The 24,712-nt window shown below is 52.7% G+C and carries 20 protein-coding genes; 1 reads left to right on the forward strand and 19 read right to left on the reverse strand.

Translation table 11 applies throughout. The annotated features are described in order from the left end of the window. Positions 1 to 20: 20 nt before the first annotated feature. From PKO01S_RS06315 to PKO01S_RS06370, 12 genes are all read right to left on the reverse strand, one after another. On the reverse strand, positions 21 to 875 hold the full coding sequence (locus PKO01S_RS06315) for a carbohydrate ABC transporter permease (RefSeq protein WP_127530461.1): 855 nt from the start codon (positions 873 to 875) through the stop codon (positions 21 to 23). Further along, positions 872 to 3,145, reverse strand: a complete 2,274-nt coding sequence (locus PKO01S_RS06320) for a DUF5696 domain-containing protein (RefSeq protein WP_127530462.1) — start codon at positions 3,143 to 3,145, stop codon at positions 872 to 874. Before PKO01S_RS06320 ends, PKO01S_RS06315 begins: the two co-directional genes overlap by 4 nt. After that, positions 3,142 to 5,295, reverse strand: coding sequence for a YIP1 family protein (locus PKO01S_RS06325; RefSeq protein WP_127530463.1), 2,154 nt, complete (start codon positions 5,293 to 5,295; stop codon positions 3,142 to 3,144). The genes PKO01S_RS06320 and PKO01S_RS06325 overlap by 4 nt, the downstream gene beginning before the upstream one ends. A gap of 21 nt (positions 5,296 to 5,316) precedes the next feature. Continuing rightward, the gene (locus PKO01S_RS06330; RefSeq protein WP_307719823.1) at positions 5,317 to 6,093 is read right to left on the reverse strand and encodes a carbohydrate ABC transporter permease; all 777 of its coding nucleotides are present in this window, start codon (positions 6,091 to 6,093) and stop codon (positions 5,317 to 5,319) included. A gap of 75 nt (positions 6,094 to 6,168) precedes the next feature. Beyond that, positions 6,169 to 7,065, reverse strand: coding sequence for a carbohydrate ABC transporter permease (locus PKO01S_RS06335; protein WP_127530465.1), 897 nt, complete (start codon positions 7,063 to 7,065; stop codon positions 6,169 to 6,171). After that, positions 7,055 to 10,027, reverse strand: coding sequence for an extracellular solute-binding protein (locus PKO01S_RS06340; RefSeq protein WP_127530466.1), 2,973 nt, complete (start codon positions 10,025 to 10,027; stop codon positions 7,055 to 7,057). The genes PKO01S_RS06335 and PKO01S_RS06340 overlap by 11 nt, the downstream gene beginning before the upstream one ends. A gap of 35 nt (positions 10,028 to 10,062) precedes the next feature. Continuing rightward, complete coding sequence (locus PKO01S_RS06345; RefSeq protein ID WP_127530467.1) at positions 10,063 to 11,172, reverse strand: ABC transporter ATP-binding protein; 1,110 nt, start codon at positions 11,170 to 11,172, stop codon at positions 10,063 to 10,065. A gap of 92 nt (positions 11,173 to 11,264) precedes the next feature. Further along, on the reverse strand, positions 11,265 to 12,233 hold the full coding sequence (locus PKO01S_RS06350) for an aldo/keto reductase (RefSeq protein WP_127530468.1): 969 nt from the start codon (positions 12,231 to 12,233) through the stop codon (positions 11,265 to 11,267). Positions 12,234 to 12,448: 215 nt separating this feature from the next. Further along, a complete protein-coding gene (locus PKO01S_RS06355) occupies positions 12,449 to 13,984 on the reverse strand; it encodes a methyl-accepting chemotaxis protein (protein WP_164779508.1) in 1,536 nt (511 codons plus the stop codon). Between the two features lie 144 nt (positions 13,985 to 14,128). Further along, the gene (locus PKO01S_RS06360) at positions 14,129 to 15,058 is read right to left on the reverse strand and encodes a DUF3895 domain-containing protein (RefSeq protein ID WP_127530470.1); all 930 of its coding nucleotides are present in this window, start codon (positions 15,056 to 15,058) and stop codon (positions 14,129 to 14,131) included. Between the two features lie 224 nt (positions 15,059 to 15,282). Beyond that, the gene (locus PKO01S_RS06365) at positions 15,283 to 16,767 is read right to left on the reverse strand and encodes a DHA2 family efflux MFS transporter permease subunit (protein WP_127530471.1); all 1,485 of its coding nucleotides are present in this window, start codon (positions 16,765 to 16,767) and stop codon (positions 15,283 to 15,285) included. After that, complete coding sequence (locus PKO01S_RS06370; protein WP_127530472.1) at positions 16,760 to 17,185, reverse strand: MarR family winged helix-turn-helix transcriptional regulator; 426 nt, start codon at positions 17,183 to 17,185, stop codon at positions 16,760 to 16,762. The genes PKO01S_RS06365 and PKO01S_RS06370 overlap by 8 nt, the downstream gene beginning before the upstream one ends. A gap of 194 nt (positions 17,186 to 17,379) precedes the next feature. Between PKO01S_RS06370 and PKO01S_RS06375 the strand changes: the two genes are divergently transcribed. Continuing rightward, entirely contained in the window at positions 17,380 to 18,666 is a 1,287-nt protein-coding gene (locus PKO01S_RS06375; RefSeq protein ID WP_246070458.1) for a chloride channel protein, read from the forward strand. Positions 18,667 to 18,702: 36 nt separating this feature from the next. Here PKO01S_RS06375 and PKO01S_RS06380 read toward each other — a convergent pair whose 3' ends face one another. The 7 genes from PKO01S_RS06380 to PKO01S_RS06410 form a co-directional block, all read right to left on the reverse strand. Then, a complete protein-coding gene (locus PKO01S_RS06380; RefSeq protein ID WP_127530473.1) occupies positions 18,703 to 19,068 on the reverse strand; it encodes a hypothetical protein in 366 nt (121 codons plus the stop codon). Between the two features lie 104 nt (positions 19,069 to 19,172). Next, complete coding sequence (locus PKO01S_RS06385; protein WP_127530474.1) at positions 19,173 to 19,511, reverse strand: ArsR/SmtB family transcription factor; 339 nt, start codon at positions 19,509 to 19,511, stop codon at positions 19,173 to 19,175. Between the two features lie 4 nt (positions 19,512 to 19,515). Continuing rightward, complete coding sequence (locus PKO01S_RS06390) at positions 19,516 to 19,941, reverse strand: SRPBCC family protein (protein ID WP_127530475.1); 426 nt, start codon at positions 19,939 to 19,941, stop codon at positions 19,516 to 19,518. A 196-nt stretch (positions 19,942 to 20,137) separates the two neighbouring features. After that, complete coding sequence (locus tag PKO01S_RS06395) at positions 20,138 to 21,232, reverse strand: M24 family metallopeptidase (protein ID WP_127530476.1); 1,095 nt, start codon at positions 21,230 to 21,232, stop codon at positions 20,138 to 20,140. 262 nt (positions 21,233 to 21,494) lie between these two features. Next, positions 21,495 to 22,544 carry a M42 family metallopeptidase gene (locus PKO01S_RS06400; protein ID WP_127530477.1) on the reverse strand — a complete coding sequence of 350 codons (1,050 nt, stop codon included), beginning with the start codon at positions 22,542 to 22,544 and terminating at the stop codon, positions 21,495 to 21,497. A gap of 23 nt (positions 22,545 to 22,567) precedes the next feature. Beyond that, positions 22,568 to 23,191 carry a GyrI-like domain-containing protein gene (locus PKO01S_RS06405; protein ID WP_127530478.1) on the reverse strand — a complete coding sequence of 208 codons (624 nt, stop codon included), beginning with the start codon at positions 23,189 to 23,191 and terminating at the stop codon, positions 22,568 to 22,570. 79 nt (positions 23,192 to 23,270) lie between these two features. Continuing rightward, positions 23,271 to 24,707, reverse strand: a complete 1,437-nt coding sequence (locus PKO01S_RS06410; RefSeq protein WP_127530479.1) for a serine hydrolase domain-containing protein — start codon at positions 24,705 to 24,707, stop codon at positions 23,271 to 23,273. Positions 24,708 to 24,712 lie beyond the last annotated feature (5 nt).

The raw sequence follows: 24,712 nt of genomic DNA on the forward strand, positions 1-24,712 counted from the left end.
GTATCACCCCGATCTCGTCGTCATCTGCCGGACAGCGCTTTGTCCACTCTTCTATAGAGCAGGAGCGTGAGCATGACAAACGTCAATATGATTAAGAAATAGATCCATGCCAGCGCGCTGGAGCTGCCGTAGTTCGTTGTATTGACCTTGCTGATGATCGGATTCGAAGGAAATGTGAACAGATCGACGACCGTATACATCAAATTCAAGAAAATATAAGGTACAAGACCCGGCAGTGTAATCGTCCAGAATGTATTCCACGGATTCGAGCCATCAATGCGGGATGCTTCGTATACCGATGCCGGGAGCGTCTGCCTGCCTGCGAGGAAGATCAGAATTTGGACGCCGGAATACCAGAGCACGAGAACGAAGGAACTTAGTACATTCTCGATCGGCGATGCCCATGCGGCAGGCATATATTCGCGCAAATAATAATCGATCCGCAGCGACTGCATCATGCTGAGCGACCCTTCGCCCTGTGTAATAAATTCTTGTACGATCTGACCGGAAGAGAAGATTACCGGCAGGAAGAAGATCACCCGGAACAACGTCCGGCCTGGAAACTTCAAATTCAGAAGGATCGCCACGAACAGGGAGAAGACGAGAATGATCGGGATCATCATCAGCGATTGCTTCAAGAACGGAATAAGCTCTTCATACAGCAAGCTGCCGTTCGCGACAAGAATTTCCCGGTAATGCTTGAACCCGATATACGCGTACTCGGTCTTGTTTACTTCGATCTTAACCTGATGAAAACTCATGAACAGTGAGTAGCCGAGCGGGAACGCAACGAAAGTTAGAAAGCCGAATACCCACGGCGCGATGAACAGCGAGCCTTCCAGTCTGCGCAGCGTCCTTGCTTCCAGCCTTCTCATCGTGCATCCCCTCCCTTCTTCACCGTATAGCCTAGCGCCGGAACGACTAGGCCGCCACTCTCATACGGCTGATCGTTATAATTCACCAACACGCGGTAACCGCCGTCATATTCGGTTTCCTTCACGCCAGGCGCAATCGTCCGGTGTGACGTAATGACACGGTCCTTCACTTCGGCAAGGACGGCGTTCATTTGTTTGTATTCGTCCGTAATGCGGCTGATCCAATTCTTATAATCCAAGCTGTAATACCATAACGAATACGATCGGCGCATATCATCGGAATGATCTCCGCTAAGGATATAGGAAGGTGAAGCGCCGTATTCGATGCTACGAAGAAATTGACTCTGCCACTCGTCGCGGACATTGGACCACTCCAGCGAATACGTCCGTAAGCCGTGCAGCACGATAGCGGCGAACGGAATCGGTTCAGTTATGAAGACGTCATACGAATAGTCGCTCGCGAGCTGATGGACGTGATCCACTTCATCCAGCGCATAGAAGTTGACGTTGCCCGCCGCAGCGGAACCCAGCGTTTCTTTCGTCTGCTCCAATATGCTGCGCTGGATGCCGACCGAATCGCTTCGGCTGTCCTTGTACCGGTTGTTGAAATCGGTATTAAGCTGTGCGCCAATGCCGTTCTCGAAGTAGATGCCGTCCGCTCCAAGCTTCTTATAGCTGTTCAGGTCGGAGCGCACCACTTTCTCGTAGAAGCCCGGACTGACGTACGCTGCATCATCCTGCTCATCCTGCTGCTTTTTCTGCTCCTTCAGCACCGTGCCTGCCATGTTGCGCAGCCCGTCCCTTCTCCACCAGAACCCGTCATCCCCGTTCGTGTTGAGCGTATAATTCGCGGTCAAATAAACCGGAATCTGCAGCGAATGGGCGTAATCGATAAACCGTTTCATGCCGCTGCTTCCGCCGATTCGCTTATCGACCGGAAAGTATCCGCCTTGCGAGCTGTAGCCGTCCTGCTGCCAGCCCGAATAATGCACCTGCATGTTGTGAATGCCAAGATCGTAAACGTCCTTCAGCAGTGATTCCGCCTCGCCCGTCGTCGTCGCTTTCAAATAAGAGTCCGTGAACAGCCCTTTCTCAATATCCGCCCCGACGATGTCTAAGAACAGCGGGATATCCGCCTTTGCTGACGTTACCGGCTTTACCCCTTTTTCCGTGGTCAAATAGTTGCGGTACACCGCTGCCATCCCCGAGTAGTCGCTATCGGTTCCCGTCAGAGGATAGTACCTTGTCGCCCTTCTCTCCGATACAAAACGGTCGCTGCTGTACGTATAGAAACCTTCGCCTGTATTCTTGCTCACAGATTGATAAAATTTCTTCCGGTACTGCCACTCTGTCGTCACCCAATTCGATCTTCCGACCGCTCCGCCCGGCGCTGCATATACGTTGGCATAGGCTTCGCCTTCCGTAATGATCGAGAAGAAGGACTGATTGCCCGACTTCAGTCCGTATACGGGCATCGTGATGCGCTGTCTGCCTGTCTCTTCGTTGTAGAACGACAGATCTTGGCCATACACGCTTTCGTCATACGTCAGCTGCGGCATAATCCGCTTGTCTCCGAACCGGATCAGCGATCCGGAGCCGTCGGGAATCATAATATATCCGTCCTGCCCGACATAGGGCTCTGCGCCGAACAACGGATACAGCTTCACGTTCAACAAGCTTAGATCGCCTTCTACGATTCCGGCGTCGATTACTCGGGTCTCGACGTAATCCTTATGCAACGAAACTTCGACCGGAATTTTGATTTGTGCCTTAGGAAACGCGAACGTGACAGAGAATCCGTCCTCCTTCAGCTGGAACTGCTCCAAATACCCTCCCGTATCGACAAGTCCTGCTGTGAACGAAGAAGACTTATAGTTTTTTGCGTTCACATATTCGATCAGAATGGGCGACAGCAGATGGCTCTTCCATGTGCCGGTTGCCGTCTCCTTCGGCCATTCCTGCGGATTCGGATAGGAGCGCCATATGCTGCCAGTCGCCTTATCGACTATTTCAAAATGAGAAGTCGAACGGTCGACAAGCAGCCGAAGTTTATCGTTCTCTGCAGCCGTTTCGAAACCGGCTTCCGCCGGAACAGCCGATTTGTACGGCTGCCCCTTATTCTCGAACTGGGCGGCCGTCAGAGCAGCGTCCGTCCCTTTCTCTCCCCATGGATTCCATATTTGCAGCGCGATCCAGCCGATTAGGAGCAGCAGCACGGCCGTCGTCACTGCTTTCGCAATGGTTGCAATCGGAAGCTTGCGGCTCTTCATCGGATGATCACCTCTTGATAAATCGATTTGACAAAATGGACGAGCTCGTAGCTAAGACTGATGAACAAGAATATTAGAATGACAATGATAAGAAGCGTAAAGATCGATACTACGATATTGAACAGCGATTCGATAAACGTATAATTGTGAATCCCCTGCACCATCCACACCGTTAGCAGCACGACCCAGAGGATCGCCGCGAACCGCAAGAAATGGAAGATCGCCGATTCGTCGAGCGTTAACGCATTGGACAGGTACGTAACGGGTATCCCAATCAGAATAATCGGAAATAGAGCATAACTGCTTCCATAAAATACGTCTTTGAAACGTCCCTCGCCTCGAAGCAGCGAGCTGACCAAATAGTTGGAGACAACCCAACCGATCCATAAGCCGAAAAACTGAACCATCTGCGGCAGCAGATCGACGCCTGCATGCACCTTCGGGTTGAATACGAAGCTTGTGCCGGCCTGCATGTAGCCAAATGCGGCGGCTGCGGCGGCCAGAATGATAAGGCTGCTCAGCAGGCTCGCCTTTTGCTCATGCCTTATGCCGTAGAATCCGTCTACCGGGTTGCGAATGAGGGTGAAAACATGTCCGAGCTTCTTAGCGACCGGAATATCAACGCGCAGCCAAGCTCCCTTGCCCAATGCCGGCAGCAGCTTCCTAGACAATCTGCCCCACGTGAGGAATAATACACCTGCTACAAGTGCTGCATTCATTGCAAGTCCGAAATTATGCTGGAACCAGATGAGCCGGTTCTGCCAGAACGAGTCGGAATAACCGCCGACGACGCCCGCCTGATCGAACAACTGCGCCGCGAGCTCAAAATCCTGCTCCTTATACGCTGCTTTCGCCAAACCGATTAATGCCGGCGTATACTGCGTATTCAGCCGGTGAACCTCTTCCCAGATCGGCTTGCTCTCCTCGTACTTGCCTTCTTGCGTCAGGGCATTCGCTTGATGGACAAGCGAGCCGAATTCAGACGGACGAAGCACTTGGATCAAGTTGTTCGTGTTATCGAGCACGTACAAATTCCCTTTGGAGTCATTCGCAATCGCTGTCGGCGTCTTCACAACGCCTGTCTTGGAGGTAGCCGTAATGACGTCGCCGCCCCAGAAGAACAGCAGGTTGCCGTTCTGGTCATATTGGCTAATGATGTTCCAGACCGTATCGATGACCGTCATGTTGCCTGAAGGATCGACGGTAATGTCGCTCAATTGCGGATTCATATTCATGGCCTGACGATGAGATAACACTTCGCCGTACGCCTTCACGGGTTCAACCGACGCAAAATCTCCCTTGCCGCGCAATTGATCCAATCCCGCAATGTTCAGCTTTTTGATTTGGCCGCTGGCCACTTCCTTCGTCACGGTATAGATGAAGCCTTCGTTGTCGATTGCCGCATTCGCGATCGCGCCAGGCAGCTTCTTTAATTCGCGCTGATACATTTCCCGCGTATAGACGAGACGCTTGAACGCGTCGAATGCGGAGAACGATACTTTGTTCGGACCGAAGAACGAGACGAATTGTCCTTCCGGATCAAGCTCTACTAATCCTTGAAAAGCGCCGAGAGACGTAACGTACAGAAAGCCGCGCTTGTCGACAACCAAGTTAACCGGGTCATATTTGAACGAAGCCGGTATGTAATCCGTTTCCGGACGGCCGAATTGTTTCAGCAGCTTGCCGGCTGCATCAAGCCGAACGACACGGTTATTCCCCGTATCCGCGATATAGATATCGCCGTTCTTATTGACGTATACGCCGTTTGGTTTCTTAAGCGGACTTTCCTCCACCTTGATTTGTCGGACATAGTCTCCTTTGTCGTCCAGCTCTACGATCCGGTTATTCCCCGTATCCGCAATATAGACATGATCCTTCTGGTCGATATACAGATCTTTCGGTTGATTGAGCTGCAGCGCATCAGCGCCGTTGGCTTCTGCCTTGTCAATTTCCGGAATGGCCGTGTTATAGCCGATGATTCCGGCCGGAATATATGCAGCCTGCGTATGGACGAGCTGTCCAAAGCCGTCCTTATAGTACGTTTCGTAAGGCAACTGCGATGCCGCTGCCCGAGGAAGCGGAAGCACGGCAGAAATCGCAGCTGCGATGAAGATTCCTATCGATACAATCCGCAGCGTTCTGCTCTTCAAGCGACCTCCCTCCTTATTCGGTTATTTGATGCCGGAATGGGCCATCGTGGAGATGACCTTGCTCTGCAGAATGACAAAAAAGATTAAGTTCGGCACGAGAAGCACTAGTGCGGCCACTGCAGCCGCCCCCTGTCTCGCCACGTTATTCGCCAAATTGCTCGTCAGCGTCGAGAGGAAGAACGGGAACGTCTTCATCTCGTCGTCCTGCATGAACAAGGCAGACGTATCGAGGTTGCCCCATGCGTTCTGGAACGCCAGAATGGCAACTGTAGCGATGGCCGGCATGCTCATCGGGATGACAATACGCGCAAGGACGATGATCTCGTTCGCCCCGTCAATGCGTGATGCCTCCAGCAGTGAATCCGGAATTTGATCGATGAACTGCTTCAGCAGGAACACGCCGACCGGCAGCGCAAGGGCCGGAAGCAGATGTCCCCAATACGTGTTCAGAATGCCGAGGCTGCTAACAACGAGATAACGCGGAATTTGGATGACCTCCGGCGTAAACATGAGCATCAGAATAATGGCAGCGAATATAAACTTTTTGCCTGGAAACTCATGCTTCGACAGCGGATAAGCGCATAACACGCTAACGATGGTCACGCCGACGACGCTCAGCAGCGCGATGAAGACGCTGTTGAAAATGTAGCGCGAGATCGGCACGATTGAGTTGGACGTGACGAGCATGAGCTCCACGAAGTTCTGCACGCTCGGTTCCCGCACGAAGAAGGTCGGCGGGTATACGAACAGTTCGTGATACGGTTTAAACGCATTATTGAAAATATAAATAATCGGCAATATCATCAGCACCGAGATGGCGAGCATGAACGTATTAAAGCCGATTCTGGCGGCAAGTCCCGACGTTCTCAGAAGCTACTCCTCCTTCGAGCCGAACAATTTCCAGCTAAGCTTGTTCGCGAAATACATAAAGATAAGAAGGAATACGGAAATCGTCGACGCGTACCCCATTTCGAACCGGATAAACCCATAATCGTTAATATGGTTAACGATAAGATGACCCGCATATTGCGGCGTCGGATTTTGCCCCGACAGCTCGACGCCGATTGCTCCTGTCTTGAATGTCGTTACGATCGCCATTACGGCGCCGAACAGCATCTGCGGTTTCATGGACGGGATCGTAATGAACCACAGCTCCTGCAGATGATTGCGAATTCCGTCGATCCTGCCTGCTTCGTACAGCGTCCTGTCGACGTTCAGGATTCCGGCCAGCATGGCAAGAAACCCGACCCCCATGCTCGACCAGAGCGTCACAACAATCATGGAATTCATGAGTAATTCCGGTTTCGTCACCCACAGCTTCGGCACATCGATGAAGCCGATTCGGAGCAGGAAGCTGTTCAAATAACCGATCCGGTCGCCCGACAACAGCGGCAGCCATATAATCGTCATCGCCGTACCGATCGTTAGCGACGGGGTATACATCGCCAGCGCCACCCATTTGCGGTAGCTTCCCCGCAGCCGGGATATGAGCCACGCCAGCAAGAAGGCGGCTGCATATCCCCCGGGACCGACGACTATCGCGAATTTGAACGTGTTCGGCAAGGCGTATTTGAGAAACAGCATGTCCTGAGCAATCAAATATTGAAAGTTGCTCCACCCAATGAACCTGGGCCGCTCGATACCATTGTAGTAGGTGAAGCTCAAGCCGACGGAAGCAATGATCGGCAAGACGATGAACAGAATAAAGCAAATGAGAAACGGAGTGATGAACAAATATGAAGTTCGGTACGACCATGCTTTACTTAGCATTCCGGCTGCCTCCTTCCCAAGGTTGATTGACGACCGGAACGTCGAGCTGCTTGATCGAATTGCCCTGTTTGTCTGCAAATCCGAACTCCTGCTGCTTGCGGAGCAGCTCCCGGTCGATATCCCGGACCGCTTCCTCGAGCGATGACATATAGTTGGCCGTCTGAACGACTGAACGCTGCCAAGCATTGTTCAATTCGCGCTCCAAAAAGTAGCCTCCCGGCACGTTCGGGATATCTTTGTACCATTTCCACTGCTCGAGAATGACGGCTGCGTCTTCCCGCTTCCATGGAAGATTGGTGAACGCTTGAATATTGGAGGTGTTCCAGCGGAATGCAACGCCGTTCATCGCTTCCAAGTCCGAACCGTACTGCGTCTGCACATCGGCGGACAACCACCATTGAAGGAATTTCCACGCTTCTTCCTGCTTCTCCGACTTTTTGAATATGACGCCGGTTCTCTGGCCGCCGCCCGCCCATCGGGCAATGGTGCCGTCCGCCTGCTTGACGCCAGGCAGAAGCGCGATGCCCCATCTGCCGTTCAGCTCCGGCGCTGCCGCCGACAGCTGGACGTACATGTTGTAGTCCGAAATACCGATCGGCATCGAGCCGTCGCGGAAGTGCTGATAGAAGCTTGGAACCTCCCTCTCCAGCGCATACGTGTTGAACAGATTCGTCCACTGTTTGAACGCTTGGTAGCCGGCAGGGGAATCAAGCCCTGTCTGCTTGCCGCCCGGCTCGTAGAACTCAACGCCGTGCTGATAGAAGTAAGTGGCATATTCCTTCGGATTGACGTAGAAGTTCATATCGTTCTGCTGCAAGGTCGGCAGCAGATCGTATACGTCATCCCAAGTCTGAGGTACCTTCATATTCAGTCTTTGCAGCAAATCCTTCCGGTAATAAAGCACTTGGAACGATTGCGTTTCCGGCACTCCGTAATAGCCGCCGTTGTAATAAAGCGGTAGCCACGAACCGGGGCTATAATTCGGATACAGCTTGTTAAAACCGCTGAGCTTCGACAAGTCGACGAGTGTGCCGCGGATCGCATAATCAACTGGCAAGTCCTGCGTCAATCCAAGCGCGATGTCCGGCTGTACGCCTGCCGCATTCGACATGAGCAGCAACTCGGGATTCGGCAGCAGATTGACTTTCACTTCGATTCCGGTCTCCGGTGTGAATGATTCATCGGCCAGCTGCTGCAGCTGGTCGACATAGTCGCGGCCGCGCTGTACCCAAATGTTCAGCTTCCGTTTATCCATATCTTTCAGACTGTCTCTCGTATCGAACGAGTAGCCGAAGTTCTGGACGGTCCCCCACATACGGTCGAACACGCTTGCCACCATGCTCGGGACAGGCGTCTTCTCCGGCGTCACATAAATCTCATCCAGCTGAAGCGCTTGTTTGGACAACGTGTCCATAAAGGTCGCAAGCTTCTCCCGCATGGATGAGATCTGATCAATGTTGTATGGAATTTCTTCGGGCTTGCCGAGCAGCGACTTCAAATCTTTCGCCGATGAATGCAGCCCTTGACTGATTGAATCCTTGTTGCCGTTCGCTTTCTCTACACGGTCCGCCAGTTCGCCCATCGCTTCGGCGGCGACCGATATTTTATCCGTAATGCCAGGAAAGTCTTGTTCCATATTCCAGGTGCGGTTGCGGTCCAGCGTCCGTTTGCTGTTCGCCTTATTGCCCGTCACCATCCGCAAATCCCAATCAACGGAATCGAGGTGCGCGAGCAGCTTCTCCAGATCGACGATAATCGGCTTAACCGGCGATTGCGTCACCGCAAGCGACAAGGTATGTTTGCCCTTCGCAAGCTTCACCAAGTACGGTTTGCCCGCATCGTCATGCAGTTCGATCCCTTGCCACGAAGCCGAGTACGGAAAACCGTACGCCTGGAACGGCTCGAACGGAACTTTGCCGTCGATCTTGATCGTTCGAAATGACGTCTTCTGTGCGATCGTATTTTGCAGCGCACGGAACCCGAGCTTGTATAAGCCGTCCTCCGGCACGTCGACCGTCCACGTAATTTCTTGGTTTTGCTCCAGCCAGCGCTGACCGCCTACCGTGTTGTACGTGATGCGTCCCGTATACCGCGGTACCGTACGATCATCTTTATCTGAGAACAGCTTGATCGCCGTATCGTTCTTCGATGTAAATTGCTCCGCTTCGATCGTAATAGGTGCGCCGCTGATCGCAGGCGCTGTACCGTACGACTGGAGAACTTGCTCATACGATGGAACGTGCTGCGGTGCCGTCAGCGTCAGACTGTCGATCGCGACAGGATCGAAGCCTTCAAGTCGTATCTTATGCTTGCCAGGCGTTAGATGCCATTGCAGCGGGCCGTCATAAGCGCCGCCCGAATCGATCAGCGGCTGCTGGCTCCATGGGGACACGTCGATCGAACGCGGACGGATTTGGTCCCCGTCAGAATTCTGGACGATTGGACGAACGTCCTCCCATGACCGGTACAACGATGCCGTCGAAGCTTCGCGGTACGGCCTTTTGCCGTCGATCAGCACATCCCATTGAATCGGCCGCTTGCTGCCGGTATCCTTAAGCGGATTGTACGCTACTTGAATTTCATATAGAGCGTCCTCTGCCGCATCGATCTCATATTCAATCCATCCCTCGTCCTGCGTCTGCCATAACAGAACGTTGTTCTTTCCTTCATAGGAGCCCGGCTTAATCTCGGCAGTATTCGATACCCGTACAGCTGCCGCACCTTGCACTTTGATCGCCTCTTTAGCTCCTGCAACACCGTGCTTAATCCATTCCGCAAGTACATCTCCATAATAACGGTCTGTCTCGAATGCGAACGCATTATCCAGCTTCTCGAACGGTTGCCCGCCGTCAGCCGGCGCACTGCTTGCTTCCAGAGCGGGATCATTGCCGCAGGACGACAGCAGCGCGACAGCCGATATACCTAATGCAGCCCAAACGGCATGCAGCTTTCTGCTTTCCATGAATCGACGCCACCTCCCTCGCTGCGCGCAACCGGTCAATCAGTCAACCGGACACCCGTTTCCTTATGGAAAAAGTGAGCCTTCGACAAGTCCAGCTCTACCTTCAGCTTCTCGTCTTCATTGAACTGATTTTCCGGCTCGACCCGGACGATAAGCGGCTTCTCTTGTCCGATGTCCAGATAAAGAAACCGGTCGGCGCCCATCAGCTCGTTATCTTTATAAATGCCGGTAATAACCGTCTCGGAATAAAGACCTTCCAGCTTGATATGCTCCGGTCTAATTCCGAGTATGACATACTTGTTTACTTGGTTATTACGCCGCAAAATAGCCTCTGTTGTTTCGTGAATCTTGAGCAGCAGCCGCGTCGTTCTGAATTCCAGGTGACCGAGCGCATTCTCTACAATTTTGCCTTCGATGAAATTGATCTGAGGTGAACCGATAAACCCGGCTACAAATGTATTAGCCGGCTTGGAGTAGACATTCTCCGGCGTATCGCATTGCTGAATGACGCCGCCTTTCATAACGACGATGCGGTCCGCCATCGTCATCGCTTCTACTTGATCGTGTGTGACGAATATAAACGTCGTACCAAGCCGCTTATGAAGCTTCGTGATTTCCATCCGCATCGTCGAACGCAGCTTCGCATCCAGATTAGACAACGGTTCGTCCATCAGGAACAGCTTCGGATTGCGGACGATCGCACGGCCCAACGCAACGCGCTGCCGTTGTCCGCCGGACAGATCCTTCGGCTTGCGGCTTAAATATTGCTCGATCTCGAGCACACGGCTCGCTTGCTTGACCGCAAGATCGATCTCATGCTTCGGCAGCTTGCGCATGCGAAGTCCGAATGCAATGTTCTCATAGACGGACAGGTTCGGATAAAGCGCATAGTTCTGGAACACCATGGAGATGTCCCTATCTTTCGGAGGCAGCTTGTTCACAAGCTGATCACCGATATAGATTTCTCCCTCCGTAATATCCTCCAAACCTGCAATCATCCGAAGCGTCGTCGATTTGCCGCAGCCTGAAGGACCGACGAACACAATAAACTCTTTGTCCTTAATTTCAAGATCGAAATCCTCAACTACGGCGTGTTTCTCTTTGCCGTATTTTTTGTACAAATGTTTAATGCTCACACTTGCCATATGCGCACCCCCGGAAAGTTTAATAAAAAAGAAGATATCGATAGGGGTTAGCTACGATATCTTCCTTGGCAGGGTAGAAATCTATAGAATGATTATGGCAAAAGAACTTTATCGCTCACCCGGACCCGCTCCGTTGCATCGTCCGCTTGCTTCAAATCTTCTTCGCTCAACCTCACGTTCCACGCCTTCGCCGCCTCGGTAATATGCTCGAGCTTCGAAGCGCCGAGAATGGCCGATGTAATGCCTGGACGGCTCAGCACCCAAGACAGGGCATATTGGGCAGATGTCAGTCCATTCTGCTGGGCAAGCGGCTTAATGGCATCCGCAACCGCCAGCGCATTCTTCTTCAGCAGCTGCTCCAGCCGTTGTTCGCCGGCAGCCAGTCTCGAGCCCGCTGGCGGCGCCTCGCCCTCCTTATACTTTCCGGACAGCACGCCTCTGCCCAGTGGGCTGTATACGATGACGCCTACTTGCTCCGATTGAACGAACGGTACGATTTCACGCTCGATCTCGCGGGAGATAAGGCTGTACTCCGGCTGCAAGCTCTCGAACCGTTCCAGACCGTGCTGTGCACTGATGCCATGCGCTTTCGCCAATTGCCAAGCTGCGAAATTCGAAGCGCCGATATAACGAACTTTGCCTTGGCGGACCAGATCATCCAGCGCGCGAAGCGTTTCTTCGAGCGGCGTGTTCGGATCGAACCGGTGTACTTGATACAGATCGATATAGTCCGTTTTCAATCGGCGCAAGCTGTCCTCCACCGCACGGAAAATGTGGTAGCGGCTTTGTCCGCCGTCATTCGGTCCCAAACCGACTTTGCCATGCACTTTGGTCGCTAGCACGATGTTTTGGCGGCGGGCTTTCAGCAAGTTGCCCAAAATTTCTTCCGAAGCGCCTTCGCCATACACGTTCGCCGTGTCGACCAGGTTAATTCCGCTGTCCAGCGCCGCATCGAGAATCGTTGCCGATGCTTCCTCGTCGATCCAACGGCCGAACGCCATCGTTCCCAAGCTAACTGCCGATACTTTCAATCCCGTACGTCCAAATTTGCGGTATTCCATTGTTGTTATTCCTCCTAGTAATAAATGAATAGTCCCTATACAAAAAAATAACCGGAAACATGCTGCATCTCTGCAGTCCTGTCTCCGGTTATCCGGTCGATAAGGTACTATTATATATCCGACTAAATCGATAAGCTATTCCGATATTAGCATGGTGTGCAACCAGCGTCAATACAATTTGGAATAATAATGCATTCTTTTATTACCCTTTGTTATTAACCTTCATCCATAAATTTCGTCCGTAAGGAATGCGATAATTGATAGATTTGTTGTATCTCTTCATCTGTCCGTTCCGCAGCGCGAAGTTGGTCTCCGCTCAACGTTTCTAACTGTCTCATTGCAGCGCTGCCCTCGTCAATAACGTTGGAAATGATCCGCATATCTTCTGATACGCCGTCGGATTGCTGCCGAATGCCGTCCATCTGCTCATGCAGCGTCGGAATAAACAAGGCTAACTGCCCAATGACCTGCTGCACTTGACCAAAGCTTCGGCTGAACGAAACGATGTGCTCGCCTGAGCGGGCGATGCCTTCTTCCCCTACCGCTACTTGGCGGAATGTCAGCTCGCTTTCCCGCCTAATCGCGTCCATCGTCTCCTGAATTTGTTCCGCCGCGCTTCTGCTGTTCTCTGCAAGCTTGCGGATCTCATCGGCGACGACCGCGAAGCCTCTGCCATGCTCGCCGGCTCGTACCGCCTCGATCGATGCATTCAGCGCCAAAATGTTCGTCTGAGCGGCGACCTGCTGAATGGTGCTGCTTAATTCATGCGCCTTCTCTGAGGATATTTTCAGCATGCTCATCGTTTCGGATGCAATCCTTACGACTTGCTGTAATTGCTCGATCTGCTCCAGCAGCGAGGTCAGTTGCGTTTGTCCTGAAGCAAGCAACTGCTCTGTCGATACAGCATCGTCCTTCATCTTCTGCGAGGAGAGCGATGCTTCGGCTATAGATTGATGAATATGAAGCACGTTATTCTCCATGCGGTTAATCGCGTCAGTTTGACCGGTAAGTCCGTAAGATACGCTGCCAAGAGCGGCATTCATCTCTTTGTTAATTTGCATGTTGACGACGGATTGCTCCGACACCATTCCGGAAGCAGCGCCGATACGGTCCGATAATGCGGCGGCGTACTCCAGCAGCTCTGACAGGCTTTGCTCCTTCGCTTGCTTCTCGGATTCCAGACGGTTCGTCAGCTTGGATTTGGACATGATCTGCAGCGTTGTGGCAACCGAGGTTAGAACGAGGAATACCGCGTGAATGACAAGCATCGTGAACGGATATTCACTTGTGCCGAAGATGAGCTGCGGCGTCCAGAAATAACCGCAAATATGCTGAACCGCGAACAGCACCGTCATCATGAGAACAAGCCGTATGTTTTCGTAATAAGCGACTGCCGCCAGCACCATAAAGATCGAGAAATGGAATTCCACGCTGCCGTTGCCGCCGCTAATGATGGCCATACTCGACAACGTTAACGTAACCGTAATCAAGACAGGCAGCACCTTGTGCTCATTATTCCGAACATACAGCAAACCGCTAGCGGACCATAGGACGATTGGAGCGATCACCAGCACCCACTGAGCGGCATCAATCCAGCCCGTCCAATCGACCTCAGCAGCCATCCCATGCATATGCATGCTGTTATGTTCAAACGGATTAACCGTCCGGGTCAAAATAAATACCACAATGCTAAGCAGCGCTGCGCATCCTGACAGCAGCAGCATAAGCCGGTTTTTGTGATACATGATCATCGGTATTCCATCCTTCCTATTCCACATTCATTTTATAGAATAGGGTACCGATGAGAATCATTTTCAGAAAGGTATAATTTACATATTTTATGTATTGTTCATCAATTTTCTGCTAATTTTCATGATTTGGACACACTTTTATGATTATTTCTTGCAATAATTCCGGTCTTCGGCTGAAATCGCAAGCAGTTTGAAGCCGTCAAGCGATTCGATGAACATACATACGCCCATGTACAACTTCGGCTTCCCTGTAAGAAATCTTCGGTTGCTGGCGCCATGCTCTTCAATGAGCAGCTCGCAGATCACTCTTGCACTCTGAATGCCTCCGGTCAAATAGGCCTTAACCTTGCCATGATACGTATAGTCCAACTCGAATGTCGGCGGTTCTGGCCCTTCCCCTTCCGCCTTTGACTCTGTCTCTTCCTGCCAGTCGAATAGATCAAAGGGCTCCGCCACTATTTCTGCTTTGGCAGCAGGCTTGCGCTCTTGAGCGGCTGGCTGCGGCCGGTTGGCCGCAATGGCTGCAGCGCGCATTTGGCGCAAACGTTGAACCTGCTTGTCCAGCAGCGGCAGATCGAGCGTCCGGTGCATGAGCACATCATCCGGCAACGGCTTAAGCAGAAGCAGCTCCGGATCGACGGACCAGCTTCCGTTCATCTTCACTAACAGCTCGTCCAGCTCGTAGTCGACGGCATCGAATCCTTTCTTGATGGCCGACACGACTGCAGCATCAATGGAAAGATGCTCTTTCAGATGTTCAATGCCAAAATATTTCCGTTCCCCGGTGGCTTTATGTTCCACTTGATGCTGATACCGAAGCGGACGGCCGCATTCGCACCTCAAATCGGGCGACACTTTACCGGCATCGATATAGCCCGTATAAATCCAATCGTCCAACATTTGCTCGATCTGCGTGACGTCTGTATCCTCCGGAATATGATATCCTTTCTGCCTCGCCATCGCGTTCGCGAAAGCCGTTCTTCTCCCTCTTACCATCACTTCCGTCAAGTACTGGCGCTGGCTCTCGTTTAACCGGCTCACCAGCTCGTCGCGCACTTCAACTTCGAGAATCATGCGTTTCCCTCCCCGTACTAGCCACTCCGCAAGCGAATGTTCTTACGATCGCTGTTGTTTTCGGATTCCTTCTGAACAATTATCAATAGGGGGAATCCGAAAACAAAGGCGACCTACAAGCTTTCCCTTGTACTCTCTTTCAACTTTACCATAAAAAAAGGCCGAGCAGAGTCTTTTGACATCTGCTCGACCTTCTGGCGAAGAGATTAATGATCTATGATTTATTATCCGTGGCTTTTCGCCTGTTGCACTTGCGGTGCAGCCTCTTCGTGCGGCTTGACCTTGCGGATGAAGAACGCGAGAACGAGTGCCGCGATGGACATCCAAGTCGCCACGATAAAGGAATGGTTAATGCCATAAATCGTCGCTTCTTGAATGATCGGTGCCATCGCCGTCTTATCTTCCGGATTGACCCCGTTAGCGATGATCATCCGCTTCGTCTCGTCAGCGGCTCTGTTCGTCATAATCGTAACGAGGAATGCTGTACCGAGAGCACCCGCAACGTTACGGAGCGTCTGAGACATGGCCGAGCCGTGTGCATTGAGCGTGCGCGGCAGCTGGTTCATGCCTGCGGTCTGAATCGGCATCATGAGCATCGACATACCGAACATGCGCAGCGAGTACATGAGAAGCAAGAAGGAGTACGACGTATCGTCGGTCAGCTTGCTGAATTCGAATGTCGTGAAGACGGTAATAAGCAGACCGACGACCGACAGCCAGCGTGCGCCGACTTTATCGAAGATAATCCCGGTAATCGGCGACATGATCCCCATCAGAATAGCGCCTGGCAGCAGCAGCAGACCGGATTCAACCGGCGTGAAGCCGCGAATATTTTGCAAATAAATTGGAAGCAGCACCATGCCGGAGAACATCGCCATCGTAATGATAACGTTGATGACTGTCGTCAGCGAGTACATATCGTACTTGAAGACGCGCATTTCCAGAATCGGCTTGGCGACGGCAAGCTGGCGCCATACGAACAAGATCAGCGAGACAACCCCGACAATCAAGCTACCATATACGCGCGAGTTGTCCCAACCGTCCGTACCCGCATCGCTGAATCCATACAACAAACCGCCAAAGCCGAGCGTCGACAGGACAACGGCGAGATAGTCTAAGTTCGTCTTCGCATTACGCGTCACGTTCTTCATGGCGTACGCGCCGTAGATCAAGCTGAACAGCGCAAGCGGCAGCAAAATGTAGAACAGTACGCGCCACGAATGATGCTCCACGATCCAACCCGACAGCGTCGGTCCGACGGCAGGAGCGAAAATCATCGCAAGGCCCATCATACCCATTGCTTTGCCGCGTTCTTCTACCGGGAAGATCGTCAGGAACACGATCGACATGAGCGGCATCAGAATGCCGGCGCCTGCCGCCTGAACGATACGGCCGATCAACAGCAGCTCGAAATTATGTGCGATCGCACCTAGAATCGTACCGATTGTAAATAAACTGACAGCAATAATAAACAATCTTCTTGTCGTAAACCGTTCGATCAAATAGGCGCTAATCGGAATCAATATCCCGTTCACGAGCATGTAGCCCGTAATGAGCCATTGAACCGTATTGTGGCTAATGTTCAGATCGCGCTCGATCGTCGGAAGGGCAACGTTCAATAACGTTTGCGCCAACAAGGCGACGAACGCCGCGAGAATCAATGAAGCAACGATCGGTGCTCTTTTGAGCGGTGCTGCTGTATTACTCATGTCTGTATCCCTCTCTTGCTTTCTGTAAAATATTCACGATGTTACGATGAATCCTTATTAACTCGGCATGGTCGGATTCGGGCATTTCAAGCAGCGGCTCCGACTGCTGGAGCCGGATGGCGTAGGATTGCTCCCATATCGCCGTGCCTTCTTGTGTCAGCGTCAGGATGACAGACCGGCGATCGGTGTCCGACCGTTCACGAGTAACCCAGCCAGCCTTGACCATACGGTCGATCACTCCGCTTGTTGTACTGTTCGTAGACAGAATTAGCTCCGATAGTTCGGACAATCCGATTCTAGGGTTATTATGCAGCACTTTCAGCACCATATACTGCACAGCTGTCACGCCAAGCTGATCCAAATTCTGATGGATCTGATTATAGAAGGCCCGGTTAACTTCGCGCAACGAGGCGAACAATTCGGTCAGACGGTTCTGATTGTCCAGGACGCTCCCTCCTCTCTGCTAATCGTTCATGTACAAATTGTTATTGCACAAATATTTCGCATACGAAGTATTCTACGCTCCAGCTCTTGCCTCGTCAATCCAAAATTCGTGCTATACTGATAGAAGTTTTAGGTTCATAGTCCATAGAATTAAGGGGAAAATGCTGCTTGGATCGATCGAAACGGATGATTATTATTAGCAAATGGCTGGTTCTTAGCCTCGCTGCCGGCGCAATGGCAGGCTCTGCCTCAGCGCTGTTTTTATTCGGATTGAATGCCGTTACGGATGCGCGCATCGGTCAACCTTGGCTGCTATGGCTGCTTCCGGCAGGAGGTGCACTCATCAGCTGGCTGTATGCCAAATACGGCGGCGATTCAGCCAAAGGCAACAATCTAATTATCGATCAAGCCTACGGAGGCGGTACACATGTCGCCGTTCCGCTGCGTATGGCTCCGCTCGTGCTAATCGGCACCTGGATGACCCATCTGTTAGGCGGATCGGCAGGCCGTGAAGGGACAGCGGTCCAGATGGGCGGAAGCTTGTCGGAGTTCATCGGACGGCGGCTGCAACTAAGCCAGGCCGGGAGAAGCACGCTCCTCATGTGCGGTGTTAGCGCTGGCTTCGGCTCCGTCTTCGGAACGCCTGCTGCCGGAGCGCTGTTCGGTGTCGAGCTGCTTGCTGCTGGGGGCATCGCCCGTTACAACGCATTGCTGCCTTGCATTGTATCGGCTTACGCCGGCAGTTGGGTGACCGAAGCATGGGGCATCGAACATTCCCATTATTCGATGGGGCCAATACCGGAATTCTCATGGCTGCTGCTTGGCCAAGTTGCACTAGCCGCTGTCTTGTTCGGGCTCGCAGCGATGCTGTTCAGCGAACTGACTCATACGCTTAAACGAGGGTTCGCCGTTATCGTTCCCCACACCGTATTACGGGCATTCGTCGGCGGGACCGTTATTATCGCGCTTGTCTACGCGGTTGGAACGAGAGACTATATCGGACTCGGGCTGCCTTTAATGAAGGAATCGTTCATGGAAGCGGTATCGCCTGCCGCATTCGCACTCAAAACGTTATTCACCTCCGTGACGCTCGGCGCAGGCTTCCAAGGCGGTGAAGTAACGCCTCTATTCGTAATCGGATCGACGCTTGGCAGCGCTTTGGCCGGGCTGCTCCATCTCTCTGTTCCATTCTTAGCCGGCATCGGGCTTGTCAGCGTCTTCAGCGGCGCGGCCAATACGCCGATCGCCTGTACGATAATGGGCATCGAGTTGTTCGGTATCGAAGGCGCGGGATACGTATTGCTCAGTTGTATGATCGCTTATGCCGCATCATGGCATTCTGGTATTTACACGTCGCAGCGTTATAGCCCGTTGAAACGATGGATGCTGCGTCTTCCGGCCGGGCATACGCGTGCGATGCTCCTTGAGATGCGTACACGCAACAAAAAGGGTTGAGCCGTTCCATGGAACGGCCCAACCCTTTTTCTCCTTTTATAGAGGGATCCGGTACTTCGAGCATTGCTCGACGATATGCTCTCCTTGCTGGAATACCCATTGGAAGTGAAATTGGTTGCCTTCATAACCGGTTCGCTTCCGAATGTCCGGGACGATGACATCTTCCAGCCGTTCCAGGATGGTCTGCTGGATGGCAAACAGACGCTGCTCATTATCGACGCTTAGCTTCTCGGCTTCCTCTTCTGACTTCGATGTCTGCTCGAAATACGCAATGGCGAGGTCATCGTCCGTCACCGATTCCGTAAACTCCACGCCAGAGCCCCGGAACACTTCCTTCACGGTATTCAGCCAGTCGCGGTACAAATCAATCGTAACTTCATAGGGACTCAAATGATCGTTCATCGTTCCTTCTCTCCTCAATACGTAAATCCGTCGTCACCAGCATAATACGAGGAGGTGGAAATGGCAACATCCGTACGATGTTGAACGGCGGAACGATACCGCCGTTACATTTCGTCCTGATCCGATTCGACGAACCGCTGAAGAGCAAGCAACTTGTTATCCCAGTATCGTTCATAATAAGAGAGCCACCGCTTGAGCTCGAGCAGCGGCTCGGGCTCAAGACGGTAGCGCGTCTCTCGTCCGACCTTCCGTTCCTTGAGCAAGCCCGCATCGGTCAGAATACGCAAATGCTTGGAGACGGCCGTTCTCGACATCGGAAAATGGCCCGAGATCGCCGTTACGGGCATCTCATGATCGCCGAGCATATGCAGCAGTTGTCTTCTCGTCGGATCAGCGATTGCTTGGAATACGTCTGGCCTTGGCTCAGGCGATGGTTGTCCCATCGGATTAGCCTTCGAATTGCTTCGCCAGCTTCGCGACGATGCCGTCCCAGCCTTGGCCCATATGCTCGCGTACGACCGCATGCGGTTGGCCGAACTCCGTTACCGTATCTTCGCTCCAGCCTCCATGAATCAGCGTAAATTCCGTCTTGCCGTCCTGCTCAGCCAGCTCGAACGTCAGCGTCCAATCTTTGCCCCAGTTGAACGACAGGCGGTTCGGCGGGTCAACCAACGTCACCTTACATGGCGACATGCCGAAAGGTCCCGCGTTAAGCACGAATTCGAAACCGACTACAGGCTGAAAGTTGTTCGGCGGCATAAACCAAGCAGCGATGCCTTCTGCCGTTGAGACAGCTTTCCATACTTTCTCGATAGGAGCGTTGATCAGAACTGTTTTGCGAACATCAGGAAGGGATTTCGTTGGATTTGACATTAATTAGATCTCCTGTCTATCTTATAGTGTCATTCGTTGACGCGAAACCTTTTGGTTTCGCTTTTTAGTATATGAAACCATTTGGTTTCATGTCAAGACTCCAATTCGTTCCTTAATGTATTATGCGATACAAGGGGCGGAAACAAACAAGCCGCTCGCCAGGTAATATGGCAAACGGCTATTAATGTGTATATGTCTATCCAGCTATTACGGTGAATTGCTTCGGAAATGTGGTCAACGTTTCGGGTCCATGACCCGTAATCAGAACATCGTCTTCGATGCGCACGCCGCCGACACCTGGGATATAGATACCTGGCTCGACCGTTACGGTCATACCAGGCTGCAAAATGTCATGATTGCCGCCATGCAGCGATGGATATTCATGAATATCGAGCCCAATGCCGTGTCCGAGCCGGTGTGTGAACCTGTCGCCAAAGCCTCTGCTTTCAATATGCTGCCGTGCCGCGAGATCGGCCTGCGCCATCGGCACGCCTGCCTTGAGCGCAGCAATGCCGAGCTCGTTCGCGCGGAGCACTGTCTCATATACGGTCTTCAGCTCATCGGATATATCCCCTACTGCAAATGTACGTGTAATATCCGAGACGTACCCTTCCGCATAAACGCCCATATCGAACAACAGCAGCTCGCCAGCTTGAACTTGACGCGTTCCCGGCGTTCCGTGCGGCAGCGCCGACTTCTCGCCTGCCAAGACGGTCGTGTCGAACGACGGTCCTTCGGCGCCGATCCGGCGCATCCGGTAATCAATATCCGCCGCAAGCTCAAGCTCCGTGACGCCTGCTTTAACAAGCGGCAGCGTCTCCCGCAGCACCTGTTCGACCAACTTCACCGCATGGCGGATGCGGTCGATTTCGTCTGCGCTCTTCACCGCGCGCATCGCAAGCAATACTTGATCAATGCCGGTTAGCGATGCATCCGGCAGGAAGGCTGTTATTTTCTCGTACTGGGTAACGGTCAGCTTATCCTTCTCGACGCCGACTTCTCCATTAGCATTCTTGCCGAGCATGGCCCCAAGGATCTTATATGCGTTGTCCGTATCCCGATGGGATTCGATCGCATCAACAGCAGCATCCGCTTCCGCTCCCGCCCGGTCAAGCTCCGGTACGAGCAGCTTCGACTTCCCGTCAGCGTCAACGATTAATGCAAGCAACCGCTCATGAGGCTCGCTGCGGAAACCGCTCAAGTAGTACACATGCTTCGGATCGGTAATAATCGACGTCTGCACCGATTGCTGCGCCATTTGGCCAATAAGCCGGCTCATCCGTTCGTTCATATCGGTCACCTGTCTTTCTTTCTGTCTTCTTTTATTATATCCCGATCCTTCATCGATTTCTAAAATCCGAATGGCGTCAAATGCTACTCTTGTCCGAAGCTTACCGAATCGGAACGGGATGAGCTCCGCGTTCAAATCCAATGCCAACAAGCAGCAACAGCAGGTTAAGGCTTAGTAAAAACAGTATTCACGCCAGAAAACCCGCGAGACCGCCTTTCGTTATGAACGGCATGGCTTCGCGGGTTTCTTGTTGTCGGGTACCTTACTCCATAATATAAGCCAGCAGCAGCGCAGCCGTATTGACGACTGCATCGGCATGGGTACGTTCCATTCCATGCGAGGCATGTACGCCCGGGCCGATCAGCGCGGCGCGGATATTGCTTCCGGCTCGAAGCGCCGCAGAGGCATCGGAGCCGTAGAACGGATAGATGTCGACCGCATACGGAAGCCCTTCCCGCTTGGCGAGCTCAATCAGCTTCGTGGTCATTCCGTAGTCGTAAGGGCCGGACGAATCCTTGGCACAGATCGAAACATCCTTCTCGGTCGTCGACAGATCGTCGCCGATCGCCCCCATATCGACAGCGATCAATTCCGTTATATCCGGAGGCACATACGCATTGCCGTGTCCGACTTCCTCATACGTGGACAATATAATCGTAACGTTGCGGGACGGTGTTCTTCCTTCCCTTCTCAACCATTCCAGTACGCCGAACAGCGCTGCGACGCTCGCCTTGTCATCGAGATGCCGGGATTTGATCCAGCCGTTGTCCAGCAATCGAACGCGCGGATCCCACGAAATAAAATCGCCAGGAGCGATGCCGAGCTTCTCCGTTTCCTCTTTCGAGCCGGTCAGCTCATCGAGCCGAATCATCATATTCGCTTCTTCCCGCTTCCAATCACGCGCATCCGAGTACACATGAACCGAAGGCTTCGTTGACAATACGGTCCCTTCTACAGTACGGCCGCTTCGGGTATGGACCAAGCAGTATTCGCCTTCGACCGTCTGCATCGCGTAGCCCCCGATCGGAGTGAACCGAAGCGAACCGTCCGATTTGATCGAACGGACCATAGCGCCGAGCGTGTCGACATGTGCAGTCAATCCGATCGGATCAGCATCAGAAGCACCGGGAATGACGATCATCCCATTCCCTTTGGGCGTCCGCTCAACCGTATATCCGAGCTTGGCCGCCTCTTCTGCCACAAGATCGATAACCGCCATACAAAACCCGCTCGGGCTCGGCGTTCGCAGCAGCTTCTCCAACAGGCTCACGATGTAGGCCCGATCCAGCGATGGCGCCAATCGATCATTCATTGCAATACCTCCTAAGCGTTGGCCTATACCGGACGAACCGGGTAACGCAATATCGTTCTTAACTTCGACGGCTCCGTCTTGCGGAAATCGGACAAATAAATTTCATGATGCAGACCATTGATCGCAAGCCCTTGATCCTCTATGAACCGATACATGACGGACAAGGTTTCCGGCTCGGTGCTGAACGGCCCGACGTGCAGCATTTGCACGCTAGTTCCTTCTTTCAGCGTCGTGTACTGAACGTCCGCGATTCGCGCCAGCTCTTGCTTCTTCATAGCTGCCTGCGACCGTGCATCGTTCACCAATGGTTCTCCGGCAAACTCTGGCATCCGAATGAGCAGCTTCCACAGCCACTGCTCCCTTGGAACGGACAGCGGGTCGACGGACATATCTTCCACCCACCACAAGCCTTCCAGCTTCGGAACGGTAAAATCTTCACCGGCCGCTTTGCATCGGCCTTTAACGGCGTAAGCAACCGTGTACATCGCTTCGATGGACGACGCGAACAACTCGCCTTCAGGCGACCCTTGTCCGGTTACCGATACATAACCGATCTCATCCAGCTCTACGATCTGAGCAGTCTTTCCAGCGCCGTAATACGTCTTATCCGTCTTAGCCAGATCAAGCTTGTCATTCGTTTCCGCCATCGTTCGACTCCTTTATTCCCCACTAGTAGCAGGTTGCCCCACTTCGCAATGAACTTTACATTCAGATCGGCTCGCAACTCTACTCCACAAGCTGCTCCTCTGTGGCTCGAATCTTCAAATTCAAATCCGGCCATCCGCCTAATGCCCATGACAAGTTGCGGACGATATGAAGCTCAGCCTCGCAGCCATCCGTACGAATCGTTATCGTCAGCTTGAAAGGCGTCCAAACTTCATGTTGTACAAGACAGAGCTCATCGGCTGTAAGCCAGCTAGCCCGGGCAGCTGTGCAATCCAACCCTTCGCCCGCATAAGCCCAGTGTCCGATTCCATACCGGATCTCCCGTTCTCCATCCGAGTCGTGCAAGACAGCCGTCAAGCCATCAGATGACCTGCGTAATGACAATGACGTAAGCCCCGCTTCATTCGGCTCGAAATGATATGAACGCTCCAATGGAACAGCATCCTCTAACTGTTCTTTGTCTCCAACCATAATATCAAGCGTCGACAGTCTATCACGCAGACGTTCAACTGAAGCGTCATCCGCTGGCAACGGCTGATCGCTCATCGCAGGAAGCAAATGGTTCCAGATCGCATTCAGCAGTAGATGTTCATTCCAATCCGCCGAATTGACGGCAATAACGGCATGATGTGAAGGTATAATTACGCATTTCTGAGCGAACAAGCCAGCGAACCGGTATGCCCCGTGACGGCAGCGCCACAGCTGATAGCCGTAACCGGCAGCCCAGTCCGAATCTGGCTCGGTTCCATTGCTGATTTGAAGTGCCGCCGAAGCCTCGATCCACTGCTCATCCAACAAACGCTTGCCGTTCCATATGCCTTTCTGTTCATACAACAATCCCAGCTTCGCCACGTCCTCAAGCGTTATGCAGAGGCCGAACCCGCCGGCATGCTGTCCGCCCGGAAGCGTCTTCCAGTCCGCAACGGTGATGCCGAGCGGCTGAAGCAGACGTACAGACAGAAACTGTTGCAACGGCACACCCGATACTCGTTCAATAAGCAAACCAAGCACATGCGAAGCTCCGCTATTATAGGCAAAATGTGTACCTGGTTCATGCGGTACCGGCGCCTCGAAAAATGCGCGCAACCAATCGCCGCCTTCCAATATGGCTGGCTCCGTCGGATCTCCGTCATGTCCGGTTGCCATGGCGAGCAGATCGTGAACGGTCATCTTAAGCAGCCTTTCAGACGGCTGCTGCGGCAGCTTGTCCGGGAAGAAAGCGGCGATGCGATCTTGAACGCTCAGCAAGCCTTCTTGCACGGCCAAACCGACAGCTGTCGACGTGAAGCTTTTTGTAATCGAGAATATAAGATGCGGCAGCTCCGGAGAATACGGCTTCCACCAGCCTTCCGCAGCAACGCATCCGTTGCGTATGATCATAAACCCGTGTGCTTCGAACTGATCTCTTGCGAGTTGGTCAACAAAAGCTTCCACAGCACTGCTTGGTATGCCGGCTTGCTCTGGGGTCGTGCGCGGCAGACGATTCAAAGTTGTCATTACGG

It is taken from the genome of Paenibacillus kobensis NBRC 15729 (assembly GCF_004000825.1).
In the GTDB taxonomy this organism is placed as follows: Bacteria; Bacillota; Bacilli; order Paenibacillales; family Paenibacillaceae; genus Paenibacillus_T; species Paenibacillus_T kobensis.

Bases quoted from the DNA above. Each gene is read 5' to 3' on its own strand.
- PKO01S_RS06405 (WP_127530478.1), bottom strand. From the start codon at position 23,191: ATGGCGGAAACGAATGACAAGCTTGATCTGGCTAAGACGGATAAGACG.
- PKO01S_RS06385 (WP_127530474.1), bottom strand. From the start codon at position 19,511: ATGGGACAACCATCGCCTGAGCCAAGGCCAGACGTATTCCAAGCAATC.
- PKO01S_RS06400 (WP_127530477.1), bottom strand. From the start codon at position 22,544: ATGAATGATCGATTGGCGCCATCGCTGGATCGGGCCTACATCGTGAGC.
- PKO01S_RS06410 (WP_127530479.1), bottom strand. From the start codon at position 24,707: ATGACAACTTTGAATCGTCTGCCGCGCACGACCCCAGAGCAAGCCGGC.
- PKO01S_RS06335 (WP_127530465.1), bottom strand. From the start codon at position 7,065: ATGCTAAGTAAAGCATGGTCGTACCGAACTTCATATTTGTTCATCACT.
- PKO01S_RS06340 (WP_127530466.1), bottom strand. From the start codon at position 10,027: ATGGAAAGCAGAAAGCTGCATGCCGTTTGGGCTGCATTAGGTATATCG.
- PKO01S_RS06390 (WP_127530475.1), bottom strand. From the start codon at position 19,941: ATGTCAAATCCAACGAAATCCCTTCCTGATGTTCGCAAAACAGTTCTG.
- PKO01S_RS06395 (WP_127530476.1), bottom strand. From the start codon at position 21,232: ATGAACGAACGGATGAGCCGGCTTATTGGCCAAATGGCGCAGCAATCG.
- PKO01S_RS06345 (WP_127530467.1), bottom strand. From the start codon at position 11,172: ATGGCAAGTGTGAGCATTAAACATTTGTACAAAAAATACGGCAAAGAG.
- PKO01S_RS06315 (WP_127530461.1), bottom strand. From the start codon at position 875: ATGAGAAGGCTGGAAGCAAGGACGCTGCGCAGACTGGAAGGCTCGCTG.
- PKO01S_RS06365 (WP_127530471.1), bottom strand. From the start codon at position 16,767: ATGAGTAATACAGCAGCACCGCTCAAAAGAGCACCGATCGTTGCTTCA.
- PKO01S_RS06360 (WP_127530470.1), bottom strand. From the start codon at position 15,058: ATGATTCTCGAAGTTGAAGTGCGCGACGAGCTGGTGAGCCGGTTAAAC.
- PKO01S_RS06380 (WP_127530473.1), bottom strand. From the start codon at position 19,068: ATGAACGATCATTTGAGTCCCTATGAAGTTACGATTGATTTGTACCGC.
- PKO01S_RS06350 (WP_127530468.1), bottom strand. From the start codon at position 12,233: ATGGAATACCGCAAATTTGGACGTACGGGATTGAAAGTATCGGCAGTT.
- PKO01S_RS06355 (WP_164779508.1), bottom strand. From the start codon at position 13,984: ATGATCATGTATCACAAAAACCGGCTTATGCTGCTGCTGTCAGGATGC.
- PKO01S_RS06320 (WP_127530462.1), bottom strand. From the start codon at position 3,145: ATGAAGAGCCGCAAGCTTCCGATTGCAACCATTGCGAAAGCAGTGACG.